Origin of the sequence: Geoglobus acetivorans (assembly GCF_039641995.1) — an archaeon.
GTDB classification, from domain to species: Archaea; Halobacteriota; Archaeoglobi; order Archaeoglobales; family Archaeoglobaceae; genus Geoglobus; species Geoglobus acetivorans.
Genome location: NZ_CP087714.1, coordinates 505,943 through 526,275, shown reverse-complemented (window position 1 = coordinate 526,275; position 20,333 = coordinate 505,943). Strand labels below are relative to the sequence as shown.

Below are 20,333 nucleotides of genomic sequence, written 5' to 3'. Positions count from 1 at the left end.
GCAGAAGGTTACCCGAAAATTCTCTCTATCAACCAGTCAGCATCAAATTTCACAAGATCCCCATATTCCTGCCCGGTGCCTATGAAGAGAATCGGCCTTGAAGTAACATATGCTATCGATATCGCTGTTCCACCTTTTGGATCTGCATCCAGCTTCGTTAGAATGCTTCCATCTATGCCGACAGCCTCGTTGAACATCTCAGCCCTCTCGATCGCATCGTTGCCGGCAATACTCTCATCAACAAACACGATCAAATCCGGCTTGGTGACCCTCTTTATCTTCTCGAGCTGATCTATCAGATTTTTCTTTGTGTGCATCCTGCCTGCGGTGTCTGCAAGCACGACATCAATTCCCTTGCTCTCAGCATGCTTTATCGCATCGAAAATCACTGCTGCTGGGTCTGAACCGGCTTTATGTTTTATAATCCTGACACCCAGTCTGTCCGCATGTTCTTCAAGCTGCTCTATGGCTCCCGCCCTGAATGTATCGCCAGCAGCAAGGACAACAGAATAGCCGTTATCCATCAGCCTTCTGGCAACCTTGGCGATGGTTGTTGTCTTTCCGGTACCGTTAACACCAACAAACAGAATGACAGCAGGCTTCTTTTCCTTCAACCTGCTCCTGACCCATTCATCAAAATCAAAAGCATTCTGGCTTAAAATCTCTCTTAGAACTTCTTTAAGCTCGCTGAGAACCACATCGGAAAGACTTTCTCCAATCTTCTTTCTCCTGCCTCTCAACCTCTCTCTCAGCTCTTCAGAGATTCTGTCAACAACATCAAAGGCAACATCACTCTCAAGCAAAATCATCTCAAGTTCAGGAAGAATCTTATCCAGTTTGGAGTCATCAATTATTACCTCTCTCCTAAGGAGGAGTGAAGAAATTTTCTCCTTTACTCCCACATCTTCTTTTTCCTGGGGTTCACTGCTTTCAGATACTGGAGTTTCTTCTTTCAGCTCTTTTTCTGCTTCCTCATCAATCGTTTTCCTGAAAGACTTGAGCTTATCCCTTATGGCTTTGAACATAACTATTCCTGTTTTTCTGTCCTGGCAATCTCAGCAATCTCCTTCTGTATTTTCTCCATCTGCTTTGCAATCTGCTCAAGAAGTTCTCTGAGTTTCTTCTCAGTCTCCTCAACGCTCTCCTTTTTCCTGTTTAGAGTTTCAATGGCCTCTTTTATTTCTTTCTCGACCACAATGCCCGCTCCAACGTCCACAAGCATCTTCCTGCTGTTTTTGACGTCAACGTAGGCAAAGACCCCTCCACCAAGGTTCAGCAGAGCTTCCACATCGCCCTCGGCTTTTTCAAAGAATTCGAGGCTTTCAAGTGTTCTCTTCAGTTCCTCTTTAATCAGCTGAATCTCGACTATCCTCGCCTGTATCCCTTCCGCCTCTCGCCTCAACTCTTCAAGAAATATCAGCCTTTCCTGAATAGCATTCTCTGCCGTCATTCACTCCTCCTTACATTCTCGATTTTAATAAGATTTCTCTTCACCTTGTGGTTGCTGCCTATGAGCGAGTATACCTTCTCAACCGCAAACCTCTCATTATGTGCCTCAACAACCTTTGTGAAAGGCATCCAGACCATACCATTCCTGAACTTCCCGCTAACCTCAAACCTCATTACCACCACCTCACAAAAATCCGAGAGCTTCCTCAATCACACCCAGCTCGAACCCGGTTGTGTCTCTCCCGGCAATATATCCCTTCGAGTTCGCAACAACCCCCGTTCCGACCATCTCGCTTCCAAAGTTAACAGTCCCCCTTACCGGCTCCACGCCAAGCACTTCCTCCACCTTCTTTAACTCCCATTCGCTTGTGTTTGGATTTACCAAAGCTCCCTTATTCGTAACCACTGCAGACATGCCGACAGTCTTTATCCCTCCAATCGTGGCGCGATGAACATCAAGGTCAAAAAATTCCGAAATTTTTGATATGACGTCATCTCCAAGGTCCGGATGGACCAGGGCGCCATGATCGTTGATTGCAATGACATTGCCCATGCAGGTGATCTCGGTCTCAAGAACCAGAACCTCGAATGATTTCTCAAGCATCTCGAGCTCCTTCTTCATCACATGTCCGCAAACCACGATGCCTTTTGAGTTCAGAGCGACCATTGCTCCCGCAAGCTCAGAGCCGCACACTGTTGTCCTCACGACGTCAACATCGAGCTCTTCTCTGATCAGAGATTCAAATTTCCCATCCCTGATACCAACTACTGCAAAATCATCAGAAACTCTTGCATACAGGCCTATCAGCGGATTTCCGTGTACTGCTGTAAGCTCAGCCATATTTATTCTACCAGCTCGGCCTCGACGATGCCATCGTCAAACTTTACTGCTCTCACCCGGATTCTGGCTGGAACTTTCTTACCGCCTCTTTCCCAGATTTTTTCGTTTATGCTTGAATCGATCCTGACATTCTCCAGCTCAGCCTTCATGTGCTTGCTGAGAAAGTTCCTGACGTATTTAACCGCCTTTTTCGCTCTGAGCCATCTCGGGTATTTCTTCATCTTCTGCCTCAAACCAATCGTATAGACTCTCTCAAGCTCGACCTTCGCCATAAGATCACCTCACACCTTAAGCTTCCTTGACCTCCAGTGCCTCCTCTTCGGGCTGTACACAACCTCTCTCTTTGTCTTAATCGTGACCCAGATTGGAGCCCTTCTGTTCTGCTTCAAAAATTTTCCGAGCCTTCTCTTAACACCAACCGTCTTCTTCCCCATTCAAATCACCTACTTCCTAATGATCTTGGTTTCTCTCTTTTTCGGCATGGCCCTTCTCAAAATCTCCTTCAACATCTCATCAGTTATTTTACTTCTCAACCTGCCGGACTGTGCAAGAGCGATGAGCTGAGCCTCAACGGCTTCGGCAATATCAGGATGAGCAAGTTTCAATCTTGTAAGCCTTTCTCTCGCCTCAGGTTCAAGTATGGCTTTAAGTATTGCTTTTTTCTGCTCCTCAATCCTTCTTGCCATCTCCTGCTGCTGTGCAAGCTCCTCAAGCTCTTTCTGCCTCTGAGCCTGAAGTTCCATCAGTTTTCTTCTCCTTATCTCCTCTAAGTCGTCCATGGTACCTCACCAGATATCAATTCTGATCAGAGATGTAAAAAAGTTTTTCAGTATTTCGCAAGAGCTGGAATCTCCTTCTCAAGCTCTTTCTTGATCTCTGCTGCGATTCTGTCGAGGAATGACCTTCCCTGCGGGGTAACCACTCTACCCCCATCAGTCCTGCCCACAAAACCAGCAGTTTCAAGCTGCTGAAGGGCCTTTCTTATTATTGAACCGCTACCCTTTCTGAACCTCTCCGGCCTCACTCCTCTGTTCTTTCTGCCACCGTAAGCCGTCCTGAGCCTCTCAATTCCTACCGGCCCATCAACGTAAACTTTCCTGAAAACGGCTGCAACCCTGTAATACCACCAGTCGCCCTGTTCAGGGCTTCTCTCCTTGTGAACCCCAGTTTTAACGTAACCAACCCACTCCGGGGGCCTGAATTCATCCATCTCCTTCAGCTTTCCGGCAACCCTTTCAATCAGAATATCTGCAGGAACATCATACACTGTCGCCATATTCAACACCTCTTGAACGTCATAACAAACCCTCTAACATCAACAAGCTCACCATCAATCATACCCGCTATTTCCCTTGCAAGGGCTTTTCTATCCACACCGCCCATGGTCATATTTCTGAAATTCCTGAGCATTTTGACCTTGACTACTCCCCTCTTCTTCAGAATCATGTTGATTTCATTTACCAGATTATCGTTAATCCCCTTTTTGCCTATATTGACTGTTACAATCTTATCAGTCATGCTTCCCTTACTCATCACGTGGTTTTAAAAATTTTGTGCAGCATTTTCGAGAAAGCACCAGATTTCCAGACTGGTACGAAAGAGATATATTCCAATTCTGCTCAATTGAAAACATGCTGGGACACCTGTATCCCCTGAGAACATATCTTGTTGTGGCCGGAACAGTGGAGAGACCGAACCCGATGACAGCAGACTGGGTTGTACCCCTCAGCTTCAATCCTCCTCTTCTTGGAGTGGCAATAGGAAAAACCAGACACACAAGAAAGCTGATTGAGAAGCAGAAAGATTTCGTTATAGCGGTTCCAACAGTGGAGCTTCTCAAAGACGTGTGGGTGGCTGGAACGGTAAGCGGTGCGAAGGAGAACAAGGCTGAGAAAATGGGCGTAACCTTTGTTCCATCCGAAAAGGTAAGCTCCCCCTCCATAAAGGAGTGCCAGGCAAATCTCGAGTGCAGGGTCGTCAAGGAGGTCGAGGTGGGAGACCACATATTCTTTGTGGGAGAGATCGTGAATGTTACTCATGGAGATGCGTTTGAAAACGGAAAACCGAACACGAAAGACTACAAATTCCTGATGCATGCCTTCACGGGAGCAAACTTCACCTGCCAGAGCGATGAAGTTTTTAATCCCTGACACCATTTATTTTCTCATGAACCCTGTCAAGGTCTTTTCCGGCATAACCCTAATATTCCTCGGACTTACGCTCTACCTGATTTCAAAGGCTGAATCCGTGAGCTTTGGGGGGGTCGTGCTTATAGGCCCAATACCGGTGGTTTTTGGAGATTCCCCGGACATCATGGCTCTCGCAGTCATTGCCATCGCAGCGATAGTTGCAATCTCGGCCATGAGGTGGTGACATGCTCGAGTATGTTGCAATTGCAATAATGACTATCGGACTGTTTTTTCTCATCAGGGGAATCACCGAGACTGTGGAAATTCCCCATACTCAGGACGTGCATCCACACCCTGTAAATTTCGATCCCGCTGTGAAGACAGACGATTTCGAATTTGAAAAAAAGGAGAAAGTCAAAGCCGGAGGGGTCGTGCTTATAGGCCCCATTCCAATTGTTTTTGGAGATTCAAAATATGCAACCTATGCACTCATCCTGACGCTCGTCATCATGCTCCTGTCCATAATCCTGTGGGTGAACGCAGTATGATGGTTGAAAAAATACGTTATTTCGAAAAACCCGGTAGGGACAACACGGACGAGACCGTAAAACTCGCAATTGAGCGGGCTGTGGCAAGAGGAATAAAGCACGTGGTCTTTGCATCCTCAACAGGCTATACTGCAAGAAAAATGCTGGAATACTCCCAGGGGAAAGACCTGAACCTCGTTTGCGTCACATATCACACGGGCTTTTACGAAGAGGGGAAAAACAGCTTGGATGCCGAGACCGAGAACTTTCTCAGAAACAGCGGTGTTACGGTCGTGAGGCAGAGCCACATCCTGAGCGGACTTGAAAGGAGCATAAGCAGAAAACTTGGAGGAGCGAGCAGAACGGAGGCTATAGCCGAAGCCTTGAGGTCCCTTTTTGGCCATGGAATGAAGGTCTGCGTGGAAATCGCCATAATGGCTGCAGACAGTGGAGCAATACCGATAGAAGAGGTTGTTGCAGTAGGAGGAAGAGGGAGGGGCGCAGATACTGCCGTAATTCTCCGACCGGCACACATGAACACGTTTTTCAACATGGAGATAAAGGAGATAATATGCATGCCGAGGAACAAGAGATAGTGGTGAGAAAACATTTTTATTTTCCAGACTCATTCTGCTGAAAGATGCTGGAGAAACTCAGACATATAACAAAGCTTGATCCGGACAGACCAAACCCCCCAGAGCTTGTAAAAGCGGTTGCGGAAAGTGGTACGGATGCTGTGATGGTTTCGGGAACGCAGAACGTTACTTACGAGAAAGCCGCGAGCCTTTTCAAACAGGTTAAGGACTACGGCCTAACAACCATCCTCGAACCCTCTGATCCGTCCAATGTAATATATGAGGCAGATTACCTGTTTGTTCCCACAGTCCTGAATTCTGCCGACGGAGAGTGGATTACGGGGAAGCATGCCAAGTGGGTCAGAATGAATCTGGAGAGACTTGACCAGTTCATGGAGGTCTTTGACAGAAAGGTCATTCTTGAGGGCTACATAGTCCTCAATGAGAATTCTGCTGTGGGAAGAGTTACCCGAGCGCTGTGCAACATAGACAAAGACCTTGCAGCAAGCTACGCAGTTGTTGGGGAAATGCTGAATCTGCCGGTAATCTATGTGGAGTACAGCGGCAGGTACGGAGATCCGGAATACGTCAGAGCCATCAGAAACGTGATCAGAAAGGCAAGGCTCTTTTACGGTGGGGGCATTGACAGTGGAGATAAAGCAGCAGAGATGCTGAAACACGCACATACAATCATAGTCGGCAACGTTATCTATGAGAAGGGAATAGAGGCGTACCTCTCAACAATACCATGAAAACGGGCAAAGCCATCTGGGAGCTGACCAGGCTCGAACATGGATTTATCTATGGCCTTGGTGTTGTGGCTGGGGCATACATAGCCCTTGGCGAATTTGATTTCAGGCTGTCAGTTTTCGGCTTTTTTACCGCCCTCTTCCTTCAGGCATCTGCCTTCGCACTGAACGACTACTTCGATTATGAGGTTGATATCACCAACAAAAGGCTCGACAGACCTCTCGTCCGAGGAGAGCTGAGCAAAAAAGATGCGCTGATAATTGCAGCAGTTTTTGCAGTTCCGGGGTTTATCTTTGCATGCCTGATTTCCATCCCTGCATTTCTGCTGGCTCTTGGAATTACCGTCTTGGGTTACGCTTACGACGTGAAGCTCAAGGAGTTTGGCCTTGCAGGCAACGCATACATCGCATTTTCCATGGCCGCACCGTTCATATTCGGAGGTGTCGTTGCAGGTAATCTGAACTCTGAAATCCTGCTGCTATCATCCATTGCATTCCTCTCCGGGCTCGCAAGAGAGATCATGAAGGGCATAGAAGACATTGAAGGAGACGCTCTCAGAGATGTTAAAACGCTGGCAAGGATGTATGGAGCGGAGAAAGCCAGCAAGGTTTCTGCATTCCTGTTCATTACTGCAATTCTGCTGAGCTTTGCCGTAATGCTTATTCCCGAGTACGCAGATATCAAATATTTCATTCCGGTCGCAATTTGCGACGTTCTCCTTCTTGATTCTGCCAGAAGGCTCTTCTCGGGTGTGGATACCGTAGACATAAGGAGTCTGAGAAAGAAAACGATGATTGCACTCTTATTCGGGTTGGTCGGTTTTCTGCTCGGGGCTGTGTGAAAGACAGAGTTTTTATTTCAGACGTCTTAAACAATACAGGGTGATAGGTATGCTTGACGGTGAACTGAGAAAAGAGCTTGCAGTCCTTTCTGCAAAGCTGATGGCGCTGACAGCACAGACTGCACCGAAATCCAAGGGAGAAGATGACGTGGAAATAGCAGTTATTGAGGGAGAGGACAAAGACAGGATCGTGGAAAAAATGCTTGAAATGGCAGAATCAAGGGAGAAAAACTTTGTCAGAGATGCAGAAAGTGTTAAGAAGGCTGACGCGATCCTGCTGATCGGTGTGTATGGCAGCAAACCACTCGGCCTTGGATGCGGAGCGTGTGGATTCGAGAGCTGTAAGGAGTTCGAAAATTCCGAAAGGATCGACGGTAAAGACTTCACCGGGCCAAACTGTGCGTTCAAGCTAATAGATCTCGGAATAGCGATAGGCTCGGCAGCAAAACTTGCCTCGATACTTGGGGCAGACACGAGAGTCATGTACAGAATTGGTACGGCAGCCAGAAAGCTCGGACTTGCAAAGTCAGATGTCGTGATGGGGATTCCGGTATCCGTTACGGCCAAAAATCCGTTCTTCGACAGATGATGATTTTTGATTTTCCATCTTCAGATTTTTCAAGGAAACTCTCCGAGAAATACGGATACGATGAGTTCATCATAAGAAGGTGGGAGAGGTTTTTCGGGAGAGAAGAGTCTGAGAAGCTTGTTGAGGCGATGGAAAACATTCCAAAATACATAAGAGTAAACACGATAAAAACGGACGAGTCCGGAGTGATCAGAAGGCTCGAAAACAGGGGCTTCAGGTTGAGGGAGACGGATGTGAGGTTCTGCTATGAAGTCATAGAAGAGCCATACAGCATTGGAGCGACACCGGAATACCTGATGGGATACTACTACATAATGGACAAAAGCTCATGCATCCCCCCTCTGGCCCTGAATCCGGGAGCAAGGGAATTCGTGATAGACTTTGCAGCATCTCCTGGCGGGAAAACCACAATGATCGCCCAGATCATGGGCAACAGAGGAAAGCTGCTCGCCATTGAAGGAAACAGGGACAGAATACCTGCGTTGATAGACAACCTGCACAGAATGGGCGTTCTTAACACCGCAGTACTGCACATGAATTCGGCCGAATTTCACAGGCTCGGCATGAAAGCGGATAAGATTCTCCTCGACGCTCCGTGCACCGGAGAAGGGATAATCCACAAGGACCCTTCAAGAAAAATCTCGAGAGGCGTGGAAGACATCAAGTTCTGTTCATCACTGCAAACCAGAATGCTCGAGTCCGCCATTAAATCAATCGGGAAAGGTGGAGTTATCGTGTACTCCACATGTTCCCTGACACCTGAGGAGAACGAACTCGTAATTAACGAAATGCTCAAAAAACACAGGATTCACCTGGAGGAAGTGGAATACGGTGTGCCGGCTCTCACCAAAATCGGGGGCATGAAGCTGGACAGTGAGCTGAAAAAGGCCAGAAGAATTTACCCCCACATCCACAGATGCTCTGGATTCTTCGTGGCAAAGATTGTCAAGGATTGACACACATCACGCTGTTATAGGAAAAGATTAAATTAAGCCTTAACAGACTCCATAATCGAATGAAACTCAGGTTTAAAGCTGCGTTCACAATTACCGGACTTCTAATTGCATTCTACATAATAAACTTCGGAATAACCGGTCACCTGATTTTCAACGCCAAGCAGGCGTATTTTCAGGACCTCCTGAATGATGGGGAGAAATCCCTGACAGAGGTGCTTTCAGAGGAAACAATGGAATTAAAATCATACATGGAGTTCTTCGAGCTGGCATATAACGGGAACAACACGGGCAGGATAAAGCAGATAATGCTGGAAAACTACCACCTGGACGGGTTCATCGTTGTTAAAGAAAACGGTACCAGAATTACCGTGATTACAAATGGAAACATACCCGCACCTCTTAAATTCGTTCAGATGGTCAGAGATGCCGGAATTGATGGTAAGGTGTGCGGGTTCGAAAAGCTGGACACACTATACATAGTCTGTGCTGACGTGAATAAAGAGGAAGGGACGGCATACATTCTTCTGGACAGGATAGATGAAAACTATTTCAAGGAGCTGAAAGATATTTACGAGATAGAAGTCATTGGGTTTGTAACCAAACCGGATGAACTTCAGATGAAGTTCGCCAGATACATCCCCGTCAAAAGTCTGAACGGAGAGACGGTCGGATACATAACGATAGGTTATGAGGATCGACTGGAACCCGTAGTACTTGATGCACTGAAAAAAGGAATCTACGTTTTCATATTTCTGACGGCAATTCTCTCCACAGTTGGATACTACCTTTTCGACAGAGACATTCTCGGAAGGATTCAGAGAATAAGAAACTACATGGTGAACATCAGGGAACACGGTTTCAGGACAGAGAAAAAGCTCACGGATGATGGCGATGATGAAATATCGGAACTGCTGGATTCAATAAACCTTGCGGTGGAAGAGATTGAGAAAAACAGAAACGAATTGCAGAAAGCCCTTGAAAATCTCAGAGTCGTTAACAGGGTTCTGAGGCATGATCTGCTGAACGATTTGACTGCCATTAGAGGATATGCGGAGCTTGGGAAAGACCATTGCCAGTTCTGTGACAAAATGACCTGCAGGATCGACAAAGCCTCAAGAACAATTAAAACACTGGGAGATGTGGAGAGAATAATCAAGGACTCCGAATTCGAGAGATTCAGGCTCAAAGAAGTTATCGAAGACGTTATCCGGAATTACCAGATAGACTCTGAAATCAAAGGCGATGCAGAGGTTATCGCAGATGCGGGCATCTACTCCGTGTTTGACAACCTCATCAATAACTCAATAAAGCATGGAAAATCCGAAAAGATGAGTTTCGAAATAGAAGATGAAGGAGAATACATCCACGTGGTCGTGAAGGATTACGGAACCGGCATATCCGAAACAGACATTGACAAGATTTTCGAAGAGGGGTTCAGCCTCTCGGGAAGCACGGGCATCGGACTGTACATCGTCAAAAAGCTCATGGAAAAGTATGGCGGAAGAGTCTATGCCGAAAACTCTGACAGAGATGGTGCAGTATTTCACCTGTACTTCCGGAAACCTCAGGGATGATATTCCAGCTCCAGAAATTTCTTCATGAGTATAAGGTCATTCAGCATCCTTCGGTACTTTTTATTGATTCTGTGTCTCATAACGCGCATGTACACCTTCCAGTCATCACCCTCGCTTTTCCACCTGGCAACAAATTCGGAAAGAGTTATCTCACCATCCATGTAGCTCAGCCAGTCGTTGATGAATTCCCTTTCCCGTTTTGAAAGGCACATGGACTCCAGTCTGTTACAGTTTTTAATAACATTACTGTCTGATGTTTCCCCTGAAAAGCGACGTGAATATTCCCACAGTGCAGAGACCTGAAAAAATCGAGAACGCAATACCCATGGCATTCATAAGATCCATAGGATCAATCGAAGACACCATCGCAGTCCCGATTGTCGAGGAGAAAACCAGCATGACAATAACCATGCTCATGGTCTGTCCAACGACCCGCATTGTTGAAAGGGTTGCTGAGGCGATGCCGTAAAACCTTCTTTCAACCGAACTCATAACTGCGTTTGTGTTGGGTGAACTGAACAGGGCAAAGCCAGTTCCCATAACAGCCAGATAGAGAACAAGAGTCGTAACCGCAGTTTTTTCGGTTATGCCGGAGAACATGAAAAGACCCAGAGCGTTCAGCAGCATTCCCAACGAGGCGACATATCTGGGTTCGATCCTGTCAGAGAGCCAGCCCGCCAGTGGAGAGAGCAGAGCCATGACGACGGGTTGAGCCACAAGAATCGTTCCTGTCCTACCGGGATCGAGGTTTCTGACAAGCTGAAGGTAAACACTCAGGAGATAAGTCAGTGCAAAGGTTGCAGAGTAGTTGAGCAGTGCGGAAAGATTTGACAGCGCAAAAGGCAGATTCGATGTGAAAAGCTTTAGATCTATCACAGGATACACCTGTCTCCTTTCCCAGACAAAAAATGCGATAAAAGAGAACAGAGAAAGCAGCAGCATGTACAGGCCATGTCTTTCCGATGCGCCGAGAGTGAAAAATAAGATTGTCATGCCATACAGCAGGCTGCCAGCATAGTCAAACCCCTCACCCTTCGCTTCAGCCCATTCTGTTTTTATTTTTCTTACAGAAACGGCCAGAGCAAACACTCCGGCAATGAAAGTCACCAAAAACACGCTTTTCCAGCCAAAATTTGATGTCAGCATCCCCCCGATAAACGGACCCGCACTCAGGCCCGTGTAAACTGCAGCAGTATTGATCCCCAGAACCTTGCCCCTCTCTTCCTGCGGAAATGCAGATGTCAGCATTGCAATGCCTGTAGAGAAAATCATTGCCCCTCCAATTCCCTGAAGGAATCTGAATGCAATGAGCATTTCTGGAGTCAAGGAAAATGCTGCGAACAACGATGCAAGAGAAAATATAGCAGTTCCGGTTATGAAGAGCATCCTCCTGCCACGAATATCTGCCAGCCTGCCAAACGGAATAAGAAAAATGGCTGATGAGATGAGGAAACTCGTCGCAATCCAGTTCATTTCGGTTGTGTTTGCCTTGAGCTGAAAAGCTATAAGAGGCAGGGCCACATTCACAGACGAGAGAGTGAAGGGAGTCATGAACGAGGTGATGGTGACGGCCATTAAAACTGACCTTCTCATGCAGCATCTCTCCTAAGATTTTTAATAAAAGTCAGACCCCAGGTTACTGCGATGATCCCGCTCATTATGTTTCCGGTCGCTATGCCGGTAAAGATGCCCCTGAGACCGAATCCAAGGAAGATTCCGAGGATGTATGCGAGGGTTATCTGAAAGAGTATTGTCCGCATGAGCGTTATAACGAACGAATACTCCCCCCTGCCCACTCCCTGAAACATAGAGGATGTGGTGATTCCCAAGGGCGCAAATGGAAGAAAAACAGGAAGGATTCTGAGTGCGAGGACAATATCATCGTAAAGCCTGGCGCTTGCCTGACTGTACGTGAAGGCCATGGCAATGTATGGAGCAGCAAGATACGTGATGGCAAGAAAAACTACCTCTATCTTCACCCCGAGCTTGATGGCATACCGGTATGCCCTCTCAAGCTTGTCAATATTTCTCGCACCAAAGGCTGCACCGATAACGGCAGTGGCAGCCCCGGCAAAACCGAAAAGGGGTATGAAACCGAACTGAACGAATCTCCACGCGCTGGTAAAAACAGCAACGCCATCCGCACTGTCAACCCTTATGATCAGAGAGTTTATCACAATCACCGCGACCGACATCGTGAGCATTGCAAAAGCTGACGGTATTCCCACTCTCAGAATGTCGAAAAATATCTTCCTGCTCAGTCTGAAATGTGCGGGTTTCACCTCCACAAACGTTCTGTTGCTGAAAAAGAGCCAGTAAATAATCACTGCAGTTGATATCAGCATCGAAAGCACGCTCGCAAACGCTGCTCCCGCAATGCCCAAACCTGCCCAGTATATCAGAATCGGGTCCAAGACTATGTTCATCAGCGAGCCGGCAACGTTCGCATACATTGTTTTCTTCGCACTCCCCTCTCCGTTCAGTATCCCGACTGCCACATTGTTGAAGACTATGAGCATCCCTCCGGCAACGATTATCCTCGAATACACCAGAGCCTCCTGCAAAACCTCACCTCTCGCACCGAGAAGTGAGAGAATCTCCTCAAGCCTGAAGAGCGTTGATGTAATAATTATTCCAACAGCAATGGACATCAGCAGTGCATGCAAGGCCACATTGTCTGCACCACGCTTGTCCTTCGCACCTATTCTTCTCGAAATGGCCGAGCTGGCTCCAATTCCGAGACCCATTGAAAGAGAGATGAACATCAGGAAAAGGGGCATAAAGAGTCCGATTGCAGACAGGGACTCTGCACCAAGTCCCGCAACCCAGACTCCATCAGCGAAATTGTACAGGTTGAAGACGAGGTTGCTGATCATCATGGGGATTGAAAGCTTTATGATTGCCTTCTCAGGCTCACCGAGAAGTATCCTTACGCCCTCTGTTTTCATCATCTCTCCTCCAGATTTTCAAGCATTTTTCTGAAAAACCTCTCCAGGGCGTTTATTTCCTCATCCTCGAAACCTGCAAGCATCTTTCTGCCCAGCACGTCTGTGAGATTTTCAAACTCTTGCATGATGCTCTGGCCACTTTCGGTCAGCACAACAGCGTATTTTCTGCCAGACCTCTTTCTTACGATAAAACCACCCTCTTCAAGCTTTTTAAGCGCCTTGGAGACTGTGCCCTTGCTAAGTCCGGTTTCCTCCACAATATCAATCTGGGACTCCACACCCCTGTAAACAGTCAGAAGAACCTTAAATTCGAGGAAGTTCAGCTTTCCCCCGAGCTCCCTCTGAACCTCTTTCCTGACATGCCTGTTTATCAGAAATATGTACTTGAGCAGATCCACAGGGAAAGCAATAACTGCGATTTTTAAAGTTTCCCATGAAACTTTGATTCGAGTTCGAGAAGGGCTTTTTTAATGCTCTCACCCTGAGAGTAACCACCGATGCCCGCTTTTGAAACCACCCGGTGGCACGGAACGATTACCGGTACCAGATTTGATCTGAGAGCCACCCCAACAGCCCTCGGAGACGTTCCAACCTTTTCTGCAATTGAGGAATAGCTCTCGACCAACCCGAAAGGTATTGATCTGACGACCCTCAAAACCCTCTCGGAAAACGGTGTTGGATAGAGGACGTTTACATCGGTAAAATCGACCGCTCTGCCCTTAAAATAACGTTCAAGTCTCCTTTTCAGATTCTCTGCGAATTCAGATTCAATTGACTCCTCCACACACTCTCTCGCAAAACAAGCCTTCAGGACCATCCCGTCTTTCAGACGGGCGACGAAATCCCAGTTCCATTCAACCACGATTGTCTCAGAAGTCCGTGTTTGCAATCTCCCTTATCCTCCTCACGCCATCAATTTCCTCAATAACGTCCACAACCGGCTCTGGAACCAGGTCCTCCCATCTCTCCCCGGAGATCATCCTTCTCCTTATCTCAGTCCCATGGTACTCCATCCTGTTGAACATCCTCGTTCGCCTGACCTCAAAACCAGCCTCCCTGAAAAGCCTGATCACAAGAGGGTTGTTGCTGTATATGACATCAAAATAGGGAGTCATTGAAACAACATGGCTCACCCACAAACTGTTTCTGTAAACGTCCTCAAGAGGTACTATGTAAACCTTCTGCCCCGGATTTTTGATTTCTCCCACCGCCCTGTCCACCATCATTATTCTTTCTCCTGCAGTAAACGGATTCTCTACGGTATGGCTTTCCTGAGCGCTTCCAATCCCTATGACAACCTCATCCACTTCCGAAAAAATTTCCCTCAGGACCTCATGATGCCCAAGATGATAGGGCTGAAACCTGCCAATAAAAAATGCTCTCATGTCTTTTTCCTCACAACCCTCACAATGTCATCCTGAAGTTTGCGCCCCGTTCTGCTCTCCCATTCCTCTATCGGTATTCCGTATTTAGCCTGTATCTTATCCCTGTAAACCTCAGGAATCACGTTAAAGGCACAGAACGGGATTATCCTGCCGTCCGGAGTGCCATAGTGTATCTCGCACCTCCTCACTCTCGATATGTCGTAGTTGTAGAGATCCATGAAATGCATCATGCCGATGAAGAGAGCATCCATGTGGAACTTTCCGAGAGATGAGTAGTCATGTCTCACAAGGATGTCGAAAAGTATTCTGCTCAAATCAAAGGGTGCCTTTGAGGAGTCGACGAACTTCCTGAGATCGATGATTCCCTTGAGCGTTCTGATCGTTTTCATCCTGCTCTTGCCGATTTCCTCAGCCTTTTCGTTCAAATACTCAAACAGGCCTTCCACATCAACGATCCTGGTTATGGGAACCATTTTTCCATCAATCTTGAAAACATACGTCGCCATCCCACAGGCAAAATGTGTTGTCAGCTCGTACTGGGGCTTTCCAGTAATGGCCTCAACGAAGTGGGAAATGGGGGATACACTCGGGACGGGGTAGAAGTCTTCCCTCGCAATTTCTCCATCAGTCTGTTCCTCAATCTTCTTTATTGCATCGGGTATGGTTATTCTGATCTTCTCTCTCTCCTTCCTCGGAACGCTGCCCGTAATGCTCACGGGCTGGAAGTTTACACCTCTAACAATATCGATATTATCAAAACCAAAGCGGATGATGTCACCAAGCTGATTGTCGTTCACGCCCCTTATAACTGTTGGAACAAGCACCACACCCAGATTCGCCTTTCTGCAGTTTTCAAGAACATTTGGCACATCATAATGGTTTTTCTGATTCGTTTCCGGATCAACACCATCGAAAGAGAGATACAGAGTGTTCACTCCTGCCTCTCTAAGCTTCAAGGCCAGATCAGGATCACTTGCCAGCCGAACACCGTTTGAGTTTAGCTGGATGTGATCTATGCCCTCGGCCTTTATTGCTTTTATGATGTCCACAAGGTCGTCCCTGAGCGTTGGCTCACCTCCTGTAAGCTGGACGGCGTTGGCTCCAACGGGCTTCATGTTCTTCGCATTTCTTACTATGTCCACAATCTGGTCTATGGTTGGCTCGTAAACGTATCCTGCTTTTTTGGCGTAAAAGAAGCAGTACCAGCACGCAAGATCGCACCTGTTGGTAAGAACGATGTTTAGAAGAGCGGTATGACTCTTATGCCCCACACAAAGACCACAGGTAAACGGACAGTCAAAAACATCGACGGTTGGGGTTTCAATTCCGTGTCCGTCATGGGCGTACTTCATCGCCCTGTTGAACATTCTGCTGTCTCCCCAGTAAACGTCCTCAAAATCCCCGTGGTCAGGGCATGTTTTGCTGATCATCACCCTCCCGTCTTCCTCATACACTCTTGCATCGATTATCCTTAAACATTCAGGACAGAGTGATTTTGTCAGGTAATCAACTTTACTCATTCGTTCACCTCCAATAATATTCAAACATCTTTATCGAAAAGGATATATCAACATTTCGTATCCGTGTCTTATGCTTGAAATCCTGCTCACAGCCATCTGGATTCTCCTTCCCGCATATACTCCCAATAATTTCGCAGTCATAACCGGTGGTGGAAAACCGATCGATCTGGGGAAAAACTTTGTGGATGGTAAAAGGATCCTCGGAAATGGAAAAACATTCAGGGGGTTTCTCGGCGGTCTTGCAGGAGGTTTGCTGACAGGAGTTATCCAGTACAGAATCGAGCTTCTCTTCGGATTTTCCGTGTTCTCGGAGATTCCATTTTTATCAGCCCTAAGGTTATTTTTTCTCCTGTCATTCGGCTCTCTAGCAGGAGATATTGCAGGCAGTTTCATAAAAAGAAGGATGGGTATTGAAAGAGGGGAGAAAGCTCCCCTGCTCGACCAGCTCGATTTTCTTGTGGTGGCGTACCTGATGGCCAGCCTACACGAAAGCTTCTGGGAGATCTTCACTCCTGAAACAATCGTTGCTGGAATAATAATTACCCCTCTCCTCCACCGCCTCATAAATTACCTGGCATACCTGCTGAGGCTCAAAAACGTCCCATGGTGATATCCGGCTGAAAACACTGTCAGCTTCAAAAGCACAAAAGATATATTGAAAATGGAGTTACCGGGGTAGTATGAATCCCTACAGAGTTCTCGCCATCGGAATCGTGGCCAATATCGGAATAGCGGCAATAAAAATTATTACGGGTATTCTCTATTCCAGCCTCGCGCTCATCTCTGATGGGATTCACTCAATTTCAGACATTCTGGGAACCACAATAGGTTACATAGGGGTGAGAATCTCATCCAAACCGCCCGACAAAACCCACCCTTTCGGACACTCAAGATTCGAACCTCTCTTCGCGTTCATCATAGGCGTAATATTAATTCTCACCGCCTATGAAATTGGCAGAGAAGCTCTGAAAAGGATTTCGTCTGCAGAGTTTATCCAGGTCAATGAGATCATGCTCGGAGTGGTGATATTCTCCATAGTGTCCAAGGAGGCCCTGACCCAGTACACGCTCAGGGCGGGAAAGAAACTCAACAACCAGATTCTGATAGCGGATGCATACCACCACAGAAGTGACGTTCTCAGCAGCATCGCCGTTTTGGCAGGCCTTCTCTTCCAGAAATCAGGATTTATCTATGGAGACTCGCTCGCAGGAATTGCAGTGGCGGCGATGATAGCAAAAGCGGCATTTGAAATCATGGAGAAAAACATTCACTACCTCACCGGGATGTGCCCGGCTGAGGAAACCATCGAGAAAATAAGGGAGGTTGCCAAAAGCGTGGATGGAGTGGAAGGCATACACGACCTCAGAGCGCATTACGTCGGGAAGGATCTTCAGGTGGACATACACATTGAGGTTTCAGAAGACAAGACGCTCAAAGAGGCACACGACATCGGAACCGAGGTGAAGAAAAAGCTGAGAGAAATTGAAGAGGTAAGCGAGGCTTTCGTCCACATCGACATTTCGGGCGACAATGACGGCAAAATTTAACATATTTTTCAGACACATCTGAGTTATGAAACGAATTAATTCGGAAGATGTGCCAAAGGCCGGACCATACAGCCATGCTGTTGAGGCGGGAAACCTCATATTTCTTTCCGGACAGATACCTCCGGAGAACGTTAATAACGCCGAATTCGAAGAAAAGGTCGAGAGAACGCTGGAAAACGTTGGAAAAATTCTTGCAGCAGCTGGGGCAGATTTCAGCCAGGTCGTGAAGGTAACAGTTTATCTTAAAGACGTCAGCAAGTTCGGCAGATTCAACGAGGTTTACAGAAGATACTTCTCACATGAGCCAGCCAGATCAGTCGTTGAAGTGTCTGCACTGCCAAAAAATGCGGAGCTGATGATCGAAGTCATTGCCCTCAAAGACGGTTAAAGCCTCATCGCTATACCTTTCTCGCTCAGGTATTTTTTCAGCTCAACAATCTCGATTTCCCTGAAATGAAAAACGCTCGCAGCAAGGGCTGCATCCGCCTTACCATCCTCAAAAGCCTCAAGAAAATGCTCGGGCTTACCTGCTCCGCCGGATGCTATCACAGGTATGCTGACCTCCTCGCTGATCTTTCCGGTTATGGGAATGTCGTAACCATCCTTCGTCCCATCACGGTTCATCGACGTGAGCAGAATTTCTCCCGCCCCAAGCTCTTCAACCTTCTTCGCCCATTCCACTGCATCGATCCCCGTTGGTTTCCTTCCGCCATAGATAACAACCTCATACCATGCCTTACTTCCGTCCTCAAGCTCCACCACGTACTTCCCTCTGCTCAGGTCGAAATTCCTCCTGCAATCTATGGCAACAACTATGCACTGCGATCCAAAGATTCTCGCAGATTCTCTTACAAGTTCTGGATTCTTTACTGCTGAAGTGTTTATTGAAACTTTATCCGCTCCGGAACTCAGCATCAAATTGATATCCTCTACGGTTTTAATCCCTCCACCAACAGTAAACGGTATGAAAACCTCCTCGGCGGTTCTCTCCACGACATCGACCATTGTCCTCCTGCCGTGAGCTGAAGCGGTAATGTCGAGAAAAACAAGCTCGTCTGCTCCTTCCTCATCATACCTCTTCGCCATCTCAACGGGATCTCCGGCATCCCTGAGGTTTACAAACTCCACTCCCTTAACAACCCTTGCCCCCTTCCCATCAAGGGTTACATCCAGACAGGGGATAATCCTCTTGGTCAGCATGCTAATACCTTACCTCGAATTTATCAAACTCGCCTGTGTAGTCCTCTTCATCAATCTCAAGCCCGGTAACCTTGGCCAGCCTCGGACCCTCTTTCAGTGCTGAAATGAATTTATCAAGGGTCTTTTCATCACCCTCCGCAACAACCAAAACACGACCATCAGGAAGATTCGCAACATACCCTCTAATTCCGAGTTCGTTGGCCCTCTGCCGGGTAAAGTATCTGAAACCCACACCCTGAACCACACCGCTAACGTGAATCTTCAACCTTTTCATACCACTCAAAAGCTGTTTTGCTAACAAAATAAATGTTTTGCAAATCCATCCCCCGAGCGGACATAAGCAACAGTGAAGCGGTTTTGCAGTCCGGTGCAAAAGACCCACAACATTATCTCAAACCCGGACAGACATTAAACCATGCTTGGATACAAAAAGACAGTTAACCTCAGTTTTGAAGAAGCCGTGAGGAAGGCCAAGGAAAAGCTTGCTGAAAACGGTTTCGGAATATTATGTGAAATAGATGTAAGAAAAACGATAAAAGAAAAAACAGGCGAGGATTTCGACAACTACATCATTCTCGGAGCATGCAATCCCCAGTACGCCAGTCAGGCCCTCAGGGCTGACAGAGACTTTGGATTGCTGATGCCCTGCAATGTTGTTGTTTACGAGGAAAATGGCAGGGTCGTTGTTTCCGCCGTGGCTCCCCTGAAACTTGCAGAGCAGTTTGGAAATGAGGAAGTGAAAGAGGTTGCCAGCACGGTAGAAGAGAGACTCAAAAGAGTAATTGATTCGATTTAACCCTCTTCTCTCCCTGTGTAACTTATTATTTTTACCCTTTCTTCAGTTATCAGACCCTCTCTGACTATTTCCGCCAGCATTGGTTTTATTCTCTCGATTTTATCAACATCATCGACGATTTCGATGACAACAGGAAGGTCGGCCGAAAGTCTCAGTATGGACGAGTTGTGAATCACACTCGATTTTCCATAGCCGAGCATGCCCCTCAGAACAGTTGTCCCGGCTATACCCTCTTTTCTGCAGAATTCGACAATATACCTGTACAGGGGCTTACCCTCATACTTATCGCTCTCACCTATGTATATCCTGAGAAGAATGCCCTCTCTCACATTACCATCCTCCAGAGTGTAAGAGCAAATGCTCTTCCTGCATACACCGCAGCAATGCATCCCGCAACATTCAGCAGGATATTTGCGAGGAAATAGATAAGATTTCCCTCAGAAAGCAGGCGGAAGGATTCATAGCTGAATGTGGACATCGTTGTGAATGATCCGAGAAAACCTATTGCAATGAAAGCTCTGACTTCCTGAGAGAAGAGACCAAAATATTCCGACGAGAACATGAAGAATCCAAGAAAGAAGCTACCAATAACGTTAACTCCAAGAGTCCCGGCGGGAAAATACCTGCCATTCTGAATCAGGCCCGAAAGCACATATCTGGCGAGCGCTCCAAACATACCACCGAGAGCCACGTAAGCTGGAAGCAC

Annotated in this window: 33 protein-coding genes; 13 read left to right on the top strand and 20 right to left on the bottom strand. The window is 47.0% G+C overall.

Annotation, left to right across the window (positions count from 1 at the left end; all coding sequences use genetic code 11):
• Positions 1-8 precede the first annotated feature (8 nt).
• Genes ftsY through LPQ35_RS03075 form a run of 9 tightly spaced genes read right to left on the bottom strand, consistent with a single transcriptional unit; the run spans position 9 to position 3,808 of the window.
• Entirely contained in the window at positions 9-1,025 is a 1,017-nt protein-coding gene (gene ftsY / locus LPQ35_RS03115; RefSeq protein WP_193806007.1) for a signal recognition particle-docking protein FtsY, read from the bottom strand.
• Between the two features lie 2 nt (positions 1,026-1,027).
• On the bottom strand, positions 1,028-1,450 hold the full coding sequence (gene pfdA, locus LPQ35_RS03110) for a prefoldin subunit alpha (protein WP_193806009.1): 423 nt from the start codon (positions 1,448-1,450) through the stop codon (positions 1,028-1,030).
• Positions 1,447-1,623, bottom strand: a complete 177-nt coding sequence (gene rpl18a, locus LPQ35_RS03105; protein ID WP_193806011.1) for a 50S ribosomal protein L18Ae — start codon at positions 1,621-1,623, stop codon at positions 1,447-1,449. Before rpl18a ends, pfdA begins: the two co-directional genes overlap by 4 nt.
• Positions 1,624-1,633: 10 nt before the next feature.
• Positions 1,634-2,290, bottom strand: a complete 657-nt coding sequence (locus tag LPQ35_RS03100) for a translation initiation factor IF-6 (RefSeq protein WP_193806013.1) — start codon at positions 2,288-2,290, stop codon at positions 1,634-1,636.
• Positions 2,291-2,292: 2 nt separating this feature from the next.
• Positions 2,293-2,562: a 50S ribosomal protein L31e gene (locus tag LPQ35_RS03095; protein ID WP_193806016.1), complete on the bottom strand. Its 270-nt coding sequence runs from the start codon at positions 2,560-2,562 to the stop codon at positions 2,293-2,295.
• Positions 2,563-2,571: 9 nt separating this feature from the next.
• Positions 2,572-2,724, bottom strand: a complete 153-nt coding sequence (locus LPQ35_RS03090) for a 50S ribosomal protein L39e (RefSeq protein WP_048092468.1) — start codon at positions 2,722-2,724, stop codon at positions 2,572-2,574.
• A 9-nt stretch (positions 2,725-2,733) separates the two neighbouring features.
• Positions 2,734-3,069 carry a DNA-binding protein gene (locus tag LPQ35_RS03085; protein WP_193806019.1) on the bottom strand — a complete coding sequence of 112 codons (336 nt, stop codon included), beginning with the start codon at positions 3,067-3,069 and terminating at the stop codon, positions 2,734-2,736.
• Between the two features lie 47 nt (positions 3,070-3,116).
• The gene (locus LPQ35_RS03080) at positions 3,117-3,566 is read right to left on the bottom strand and encodes a 30S ribosomal protein S19e (protein ID WP_193806020.1); all 450 of its coding nucleotides are present in this window, start codon (positions 3,564-3,566) and stop codon (positions 3,117-3,119) included.
• 2 nt (positions 3,567-3,568) lie between these two features.
• On the bottom strand, positions 3,569-3,808 hold the full coding sequence (locus tag LPQ35_RS03075) for a YhbY family RNA-binding protein (protein WP_346297680.1): 240 nt from the start codon (positions 3,806-3,808) through the stop codon (positions 3,569-3,571).
• Between the two features lie 113 nt (positions 3,809-3,921).
• On the opposite strand from LPQ35_RS03075, the gene LPQ35_RS03070 reads away from it, so the two are divergent.
• The 9 genes from LPQ35_RS03070 to LPQ35_RS03030 are packed head-to-tail and all read left to right on the top strand — an operon-like array spanning position 3,922 to position 10,231.
• Positions 3,922-4,440, top strand: coding sequence for a flavin reductase (locus tag LPQ35_RS03070; protein ID WP_193806022.1), 519 nt, complete (start codon positions 3,922-3,924; stop codon positions 4,438-4,440).
• Positions 4,441-4,456: 16 nt separating this feature from the next.
• A complete protein-coding gene (locus LPQ35_RS03065; RefSeq protein WP_193806023.1) occupies positions 4,457-4,663 on the top strand; it encodes a TIGR00304 family membrane protein in 207 nt (68 codons plus the stop codon).
• Position 4,664: 1 nt separating this feature from the next.
• Entirely contained in the window at positions 4,665-4,967 is a 303-nt protein-coding gene (locus LPQ35_RS03060) for a TIGR00304 family membrane protein (protein WP_203218933.1), read from the top strand.
• Positions 4,967-5,542, top strand: coding sequence for a pyruvate kinase alpha/beta domain-containing protein (locus LPQ35_RS03055; protein ID WP_193806695.1), 576 nt, complete (start codon positions 4,967-4,969; stop codon positions 5,540-5,542). The genes LPQ35_RS03060 and LPQ35_RS03055 overlap by 1 nt, the downstream gene beginning before the upstream one ends.
• A 44-nt stretch (positions 5,543-5,586) precedes the next feature.
• Positions 5,587-6,273 (top strand): heptaprenylglyceryl phosphate synthase, encoded by a 687-nt coding sequence (locus LPQ35_RS03050; RefSeq protein WP_193806024.1) that lies wholly within the window; start codon positions 5,587-5,589, stop codon positions 6,271-6,273.
• Entirely contained in the window at positions 6,270-7,112 is an 843-nt protein-coding gene (locus LPQ35_RS03045; protein WP_193806025.1) for a UbiA family prenyltransferase, read from the top strand. Before LPQ35_RS03050 ends, LPQ35_RS03045 begins: the two co-directional genes overlap by 4 nt.
• A gap of 49 nt (positions 7,113-7,161) precedes the next feature.
• Positions 7,162-7,701 carry a DUF2148 domain-containing protein gene (locus tag LPQ35_RS03040; protein WP_193806027.1) on the top strand — a complete coding sequence of 180 codons (540 nt, stop codon included), beginning with the start codon at positions 7,162-7,164 and terminating at the stop codon, positions 7,699-7,701.
• Entirely contained in the window at positions 7,698-8,657 is a 960-nt protein-coding gene (locus LPQ35_RS03035) for an NOL1/NOP2/sun family putative RNA methylase (protein ID WP_193806028.1), read from the top strand. Before LPQ35_RS03040 ends, LPQ35_RS03035 begins: the two co-directional genes overlap by 4 nt.
• Positions 8,658-8,716: 59 nt before the next feature.
• On the top strand, positions 8,717-10,231 hold the full coding sequence (locus LPQ35_RS03030; RefSeq protein WP_193806029.1) for an ATP-binding protein: 1,515 nt from the start codon (positions 8,717-8,719) through the stop codon (positions 10,229-10,231).
• Here the strand turns inward: LPQ35_RS03030 and LPQ35_RS03025 are convergent.
• Genes LPQ35_RS03025 through tes form a run of 7 tightly spaced genes read right to left on the bottom strand, consistent with a single transcriptional unit; the run spans position 10,222 to position 16,084 of the window.
• Positions 10,222-10,443 carry a hypothetical protein gene (locus LPQ35_RS03025; protein ID WP_193806030.1) on the bottom strand — a complete coding sequence of 74 codons (222 nt, stop codon included), beginning with the start codon at positions 10,441-10,443 and terminating at the stop codon, positions 10,222-10,224. The two genes, LPQ35_RS03030 and LPQ35_RS03025, sit on opposite strands and share 10 nt — an antisense overlap.
• Before the next feature lie 31 nt (positions 10,444-10,474).
• Positions 10,475-11,824 carry an MFS transporter gene (locus LPQ35_RS03020; RefSeq protein WP_193806031.1) on the bottom strand — a complete coding sequence of 450 codons (1,350 nt, stop codon included), beginning with the start codon at positions 11,822-11,824 and terminating at the stop codon, positions 10,475-10,477.
• On the bottom strand, positions 11,821-13,179 hold the full coding sequence (locus tag LPQ35_RS03015; protein WP_203218934.1) for an MATE family efflux transporter: 1,359 nt from the start codon (positions 13,177-13,179) through the stop codon (positions 11,821-11,823). The genes LPQ35_RS03020 and LPQ35_RS03015 overlap by 4 nt, the downstream gene beginning before the upstream one ends.
• A complete protein-coding gene (locus LPQ35_RS03010) occupies positions 13,179-13,577 on the bottom strand; it encodes a MarR family transcriptional regulator (RefSeq protein ID WP_193806033.1) in 399 nt (132 codons plus the stop codon). The genes LPQ35_RS03015 and LPQ35_RS03010 overlap by 1 nt, the downstream gene beginning before the upstream one ends.
• 23 nt (positions 13,578-13,600) lie before the next feature.
• Complete coding sequence (locus tag LPQ35_RS03005) at positions 13,601-14,068, bottom strand: methylated-DNA--[protein]-cysteine S-methyltransferase (protein ID WP_346297679.1); 468 nt, start codon at positions 14,066-14,068, stop codon at positions 13,601-13,603.
• A complete protein-coding gene (locus LPQ35_RS03000) occupies positions 14,049-14,564 on the bottom strand; it encodes a nicotinamide-nucleotide adenylyltransferase (RefSeq protein WP_193806035.1) in 516 nt (171 codons plus the stop codon). The genes LPQ35_RS03005 and LPQ35_RS03000 overlap by 20 nt, the downstream gene beginning before the upstream one ends.
• Positions 14,561-16,084: a tetraether lipid synthase Tes gene (gene tes / locus LPQ35_RS02995; RefSeq protein WP_193806036.1), complete on the bottom strand. Its 1,524-nt coding sequence runs from the start codon at positions 16,082-16,084 to the stop codon at positions 14,561-14,563. The genes LPQ35_RS03000 and tes overlap by 4 nt, the downstream gene beginning before the upstream one ends.
• Before the next feature lie 70 nt (positions 16,085-16,154).
• On the opposite strand from tes, the gene LPQ35_RS02990 reads away from it, so the two are divergent.
• The 3 genes from LPQ35_RS02990 (at position 16,155) to LPQ35_RS02980 (ending at position 18,019) form a co-directional block, all read left to right on the top strand.
• A complete protein-coding gene (locus LPQ35_RS02990) occupies positions 16,155-16,694 on the top strand; it encodes a CDP-2,3-bis-(O-geranylgeranyl)-sn-glycerol synthase (protein ID WP_193806039.1) in 540 nt (179 codons plus the stop codon).
• A gap of 70 nt (positions 16,695-16,764) precedes the next feature.
• Entirely contained in the window at positions 16,765-17,631 is an 867-nt protein-coding gene (locus tag LPQ35_RS02985) for a cation diffusion facilitator family transporter (protein WP_193806041.1), read from the top strand.
• A 25-nt stretch (positions 17,632-17,656) separates the two neighbouring features.
• Positions 17,657-18,019 (top strand): Rid family detoxifying hydrolase, encoded by a 363-nt coding sequence (locus LPQ35_RS02980; RefSeq protein WP_193806043.1) that lies wholly within the window; start codon positions 17,657-17,659, stop codon positions 18,017-18,019.
• On the opposite strand, the gene hisF is transcribed toward LPQ35_RS02980, so the two are convergent.
• Both hisF and LPQ35_RS02970 read right to left on the bottom strand, forming a co-directional pair.
• On the bottom strand, positions 18,016-18,831 hold the full coding sequence (gene hisF / locus LPQ35_RS02975; protein WP_193806045.1) for an imidazole glycerol phosphate synthase subunit HisF: 816 nt from the start codon (positions 18,829-18,831) through the stop codon (positions 18,016-18,018). The two genes, LPQ35_RS02980 and hisF, sit on opposite strands and share 4 nt — an antisense overlap.
• 1 nt (position 18,832) lies before the next feature.
• Positions 18,833-19,105, bottom strand: coding sequence for an acylphosphatase (locus LPQ35_RS02970; protein WP_193806047.1), 273 nt, complete (start codon positions 19,103-19,105; stop codon positions 18,833-18,835).
• A 141-nt stretch (positions 19,106-19,246) separates the two neighbouring features.
• Here LPQ35_RS02970 and LPQ35_RS02965 point away from each other — a divergent pair, with 141 nt between their 5' ends.
• Entirely contained in the window at positions 19,247-19,627 is a 381-nt protein-coding gene (locus LPQ35_RS02965) for a DUF302 domain-containing protein (RefSeq protein WP_193806049.1), read from the top strand.
• Here LPQ35_RS02965 and LPQ35_RS02960 read toward each other — a convergent pair.
• The gene (locus tag LPQ35_RS02960; protein ID WP_346297678.1) at positions 19,624-19,956 is read right to left on the bottom strand and encodes a DUF190 domain-containing protein; all 333 of its coding nucleotides are present in this window, start codon (positions 19,954-19,956) and stop codon (positions 19,624-19,626) included. The genes LPQ35_RS02965 and LPQ35_RS02960 overlap by 4 nt on opposite strands.
• Positions 19,953-20,333: a fluoride efflux transporter CrcB gene (crcB, locus tag LPQ35_RS02955; RefSeq protein WP_346297677.1), complete on the bottom strand. Its 381-nt coding sequence runs from the start codon at positions 20,331-20,333 to the stop codon at positions 19,953-19,955. The genes LPQ35_RS02960 and crcB overlap by 4 nt, the downstream gene beginning before the upstream one ends.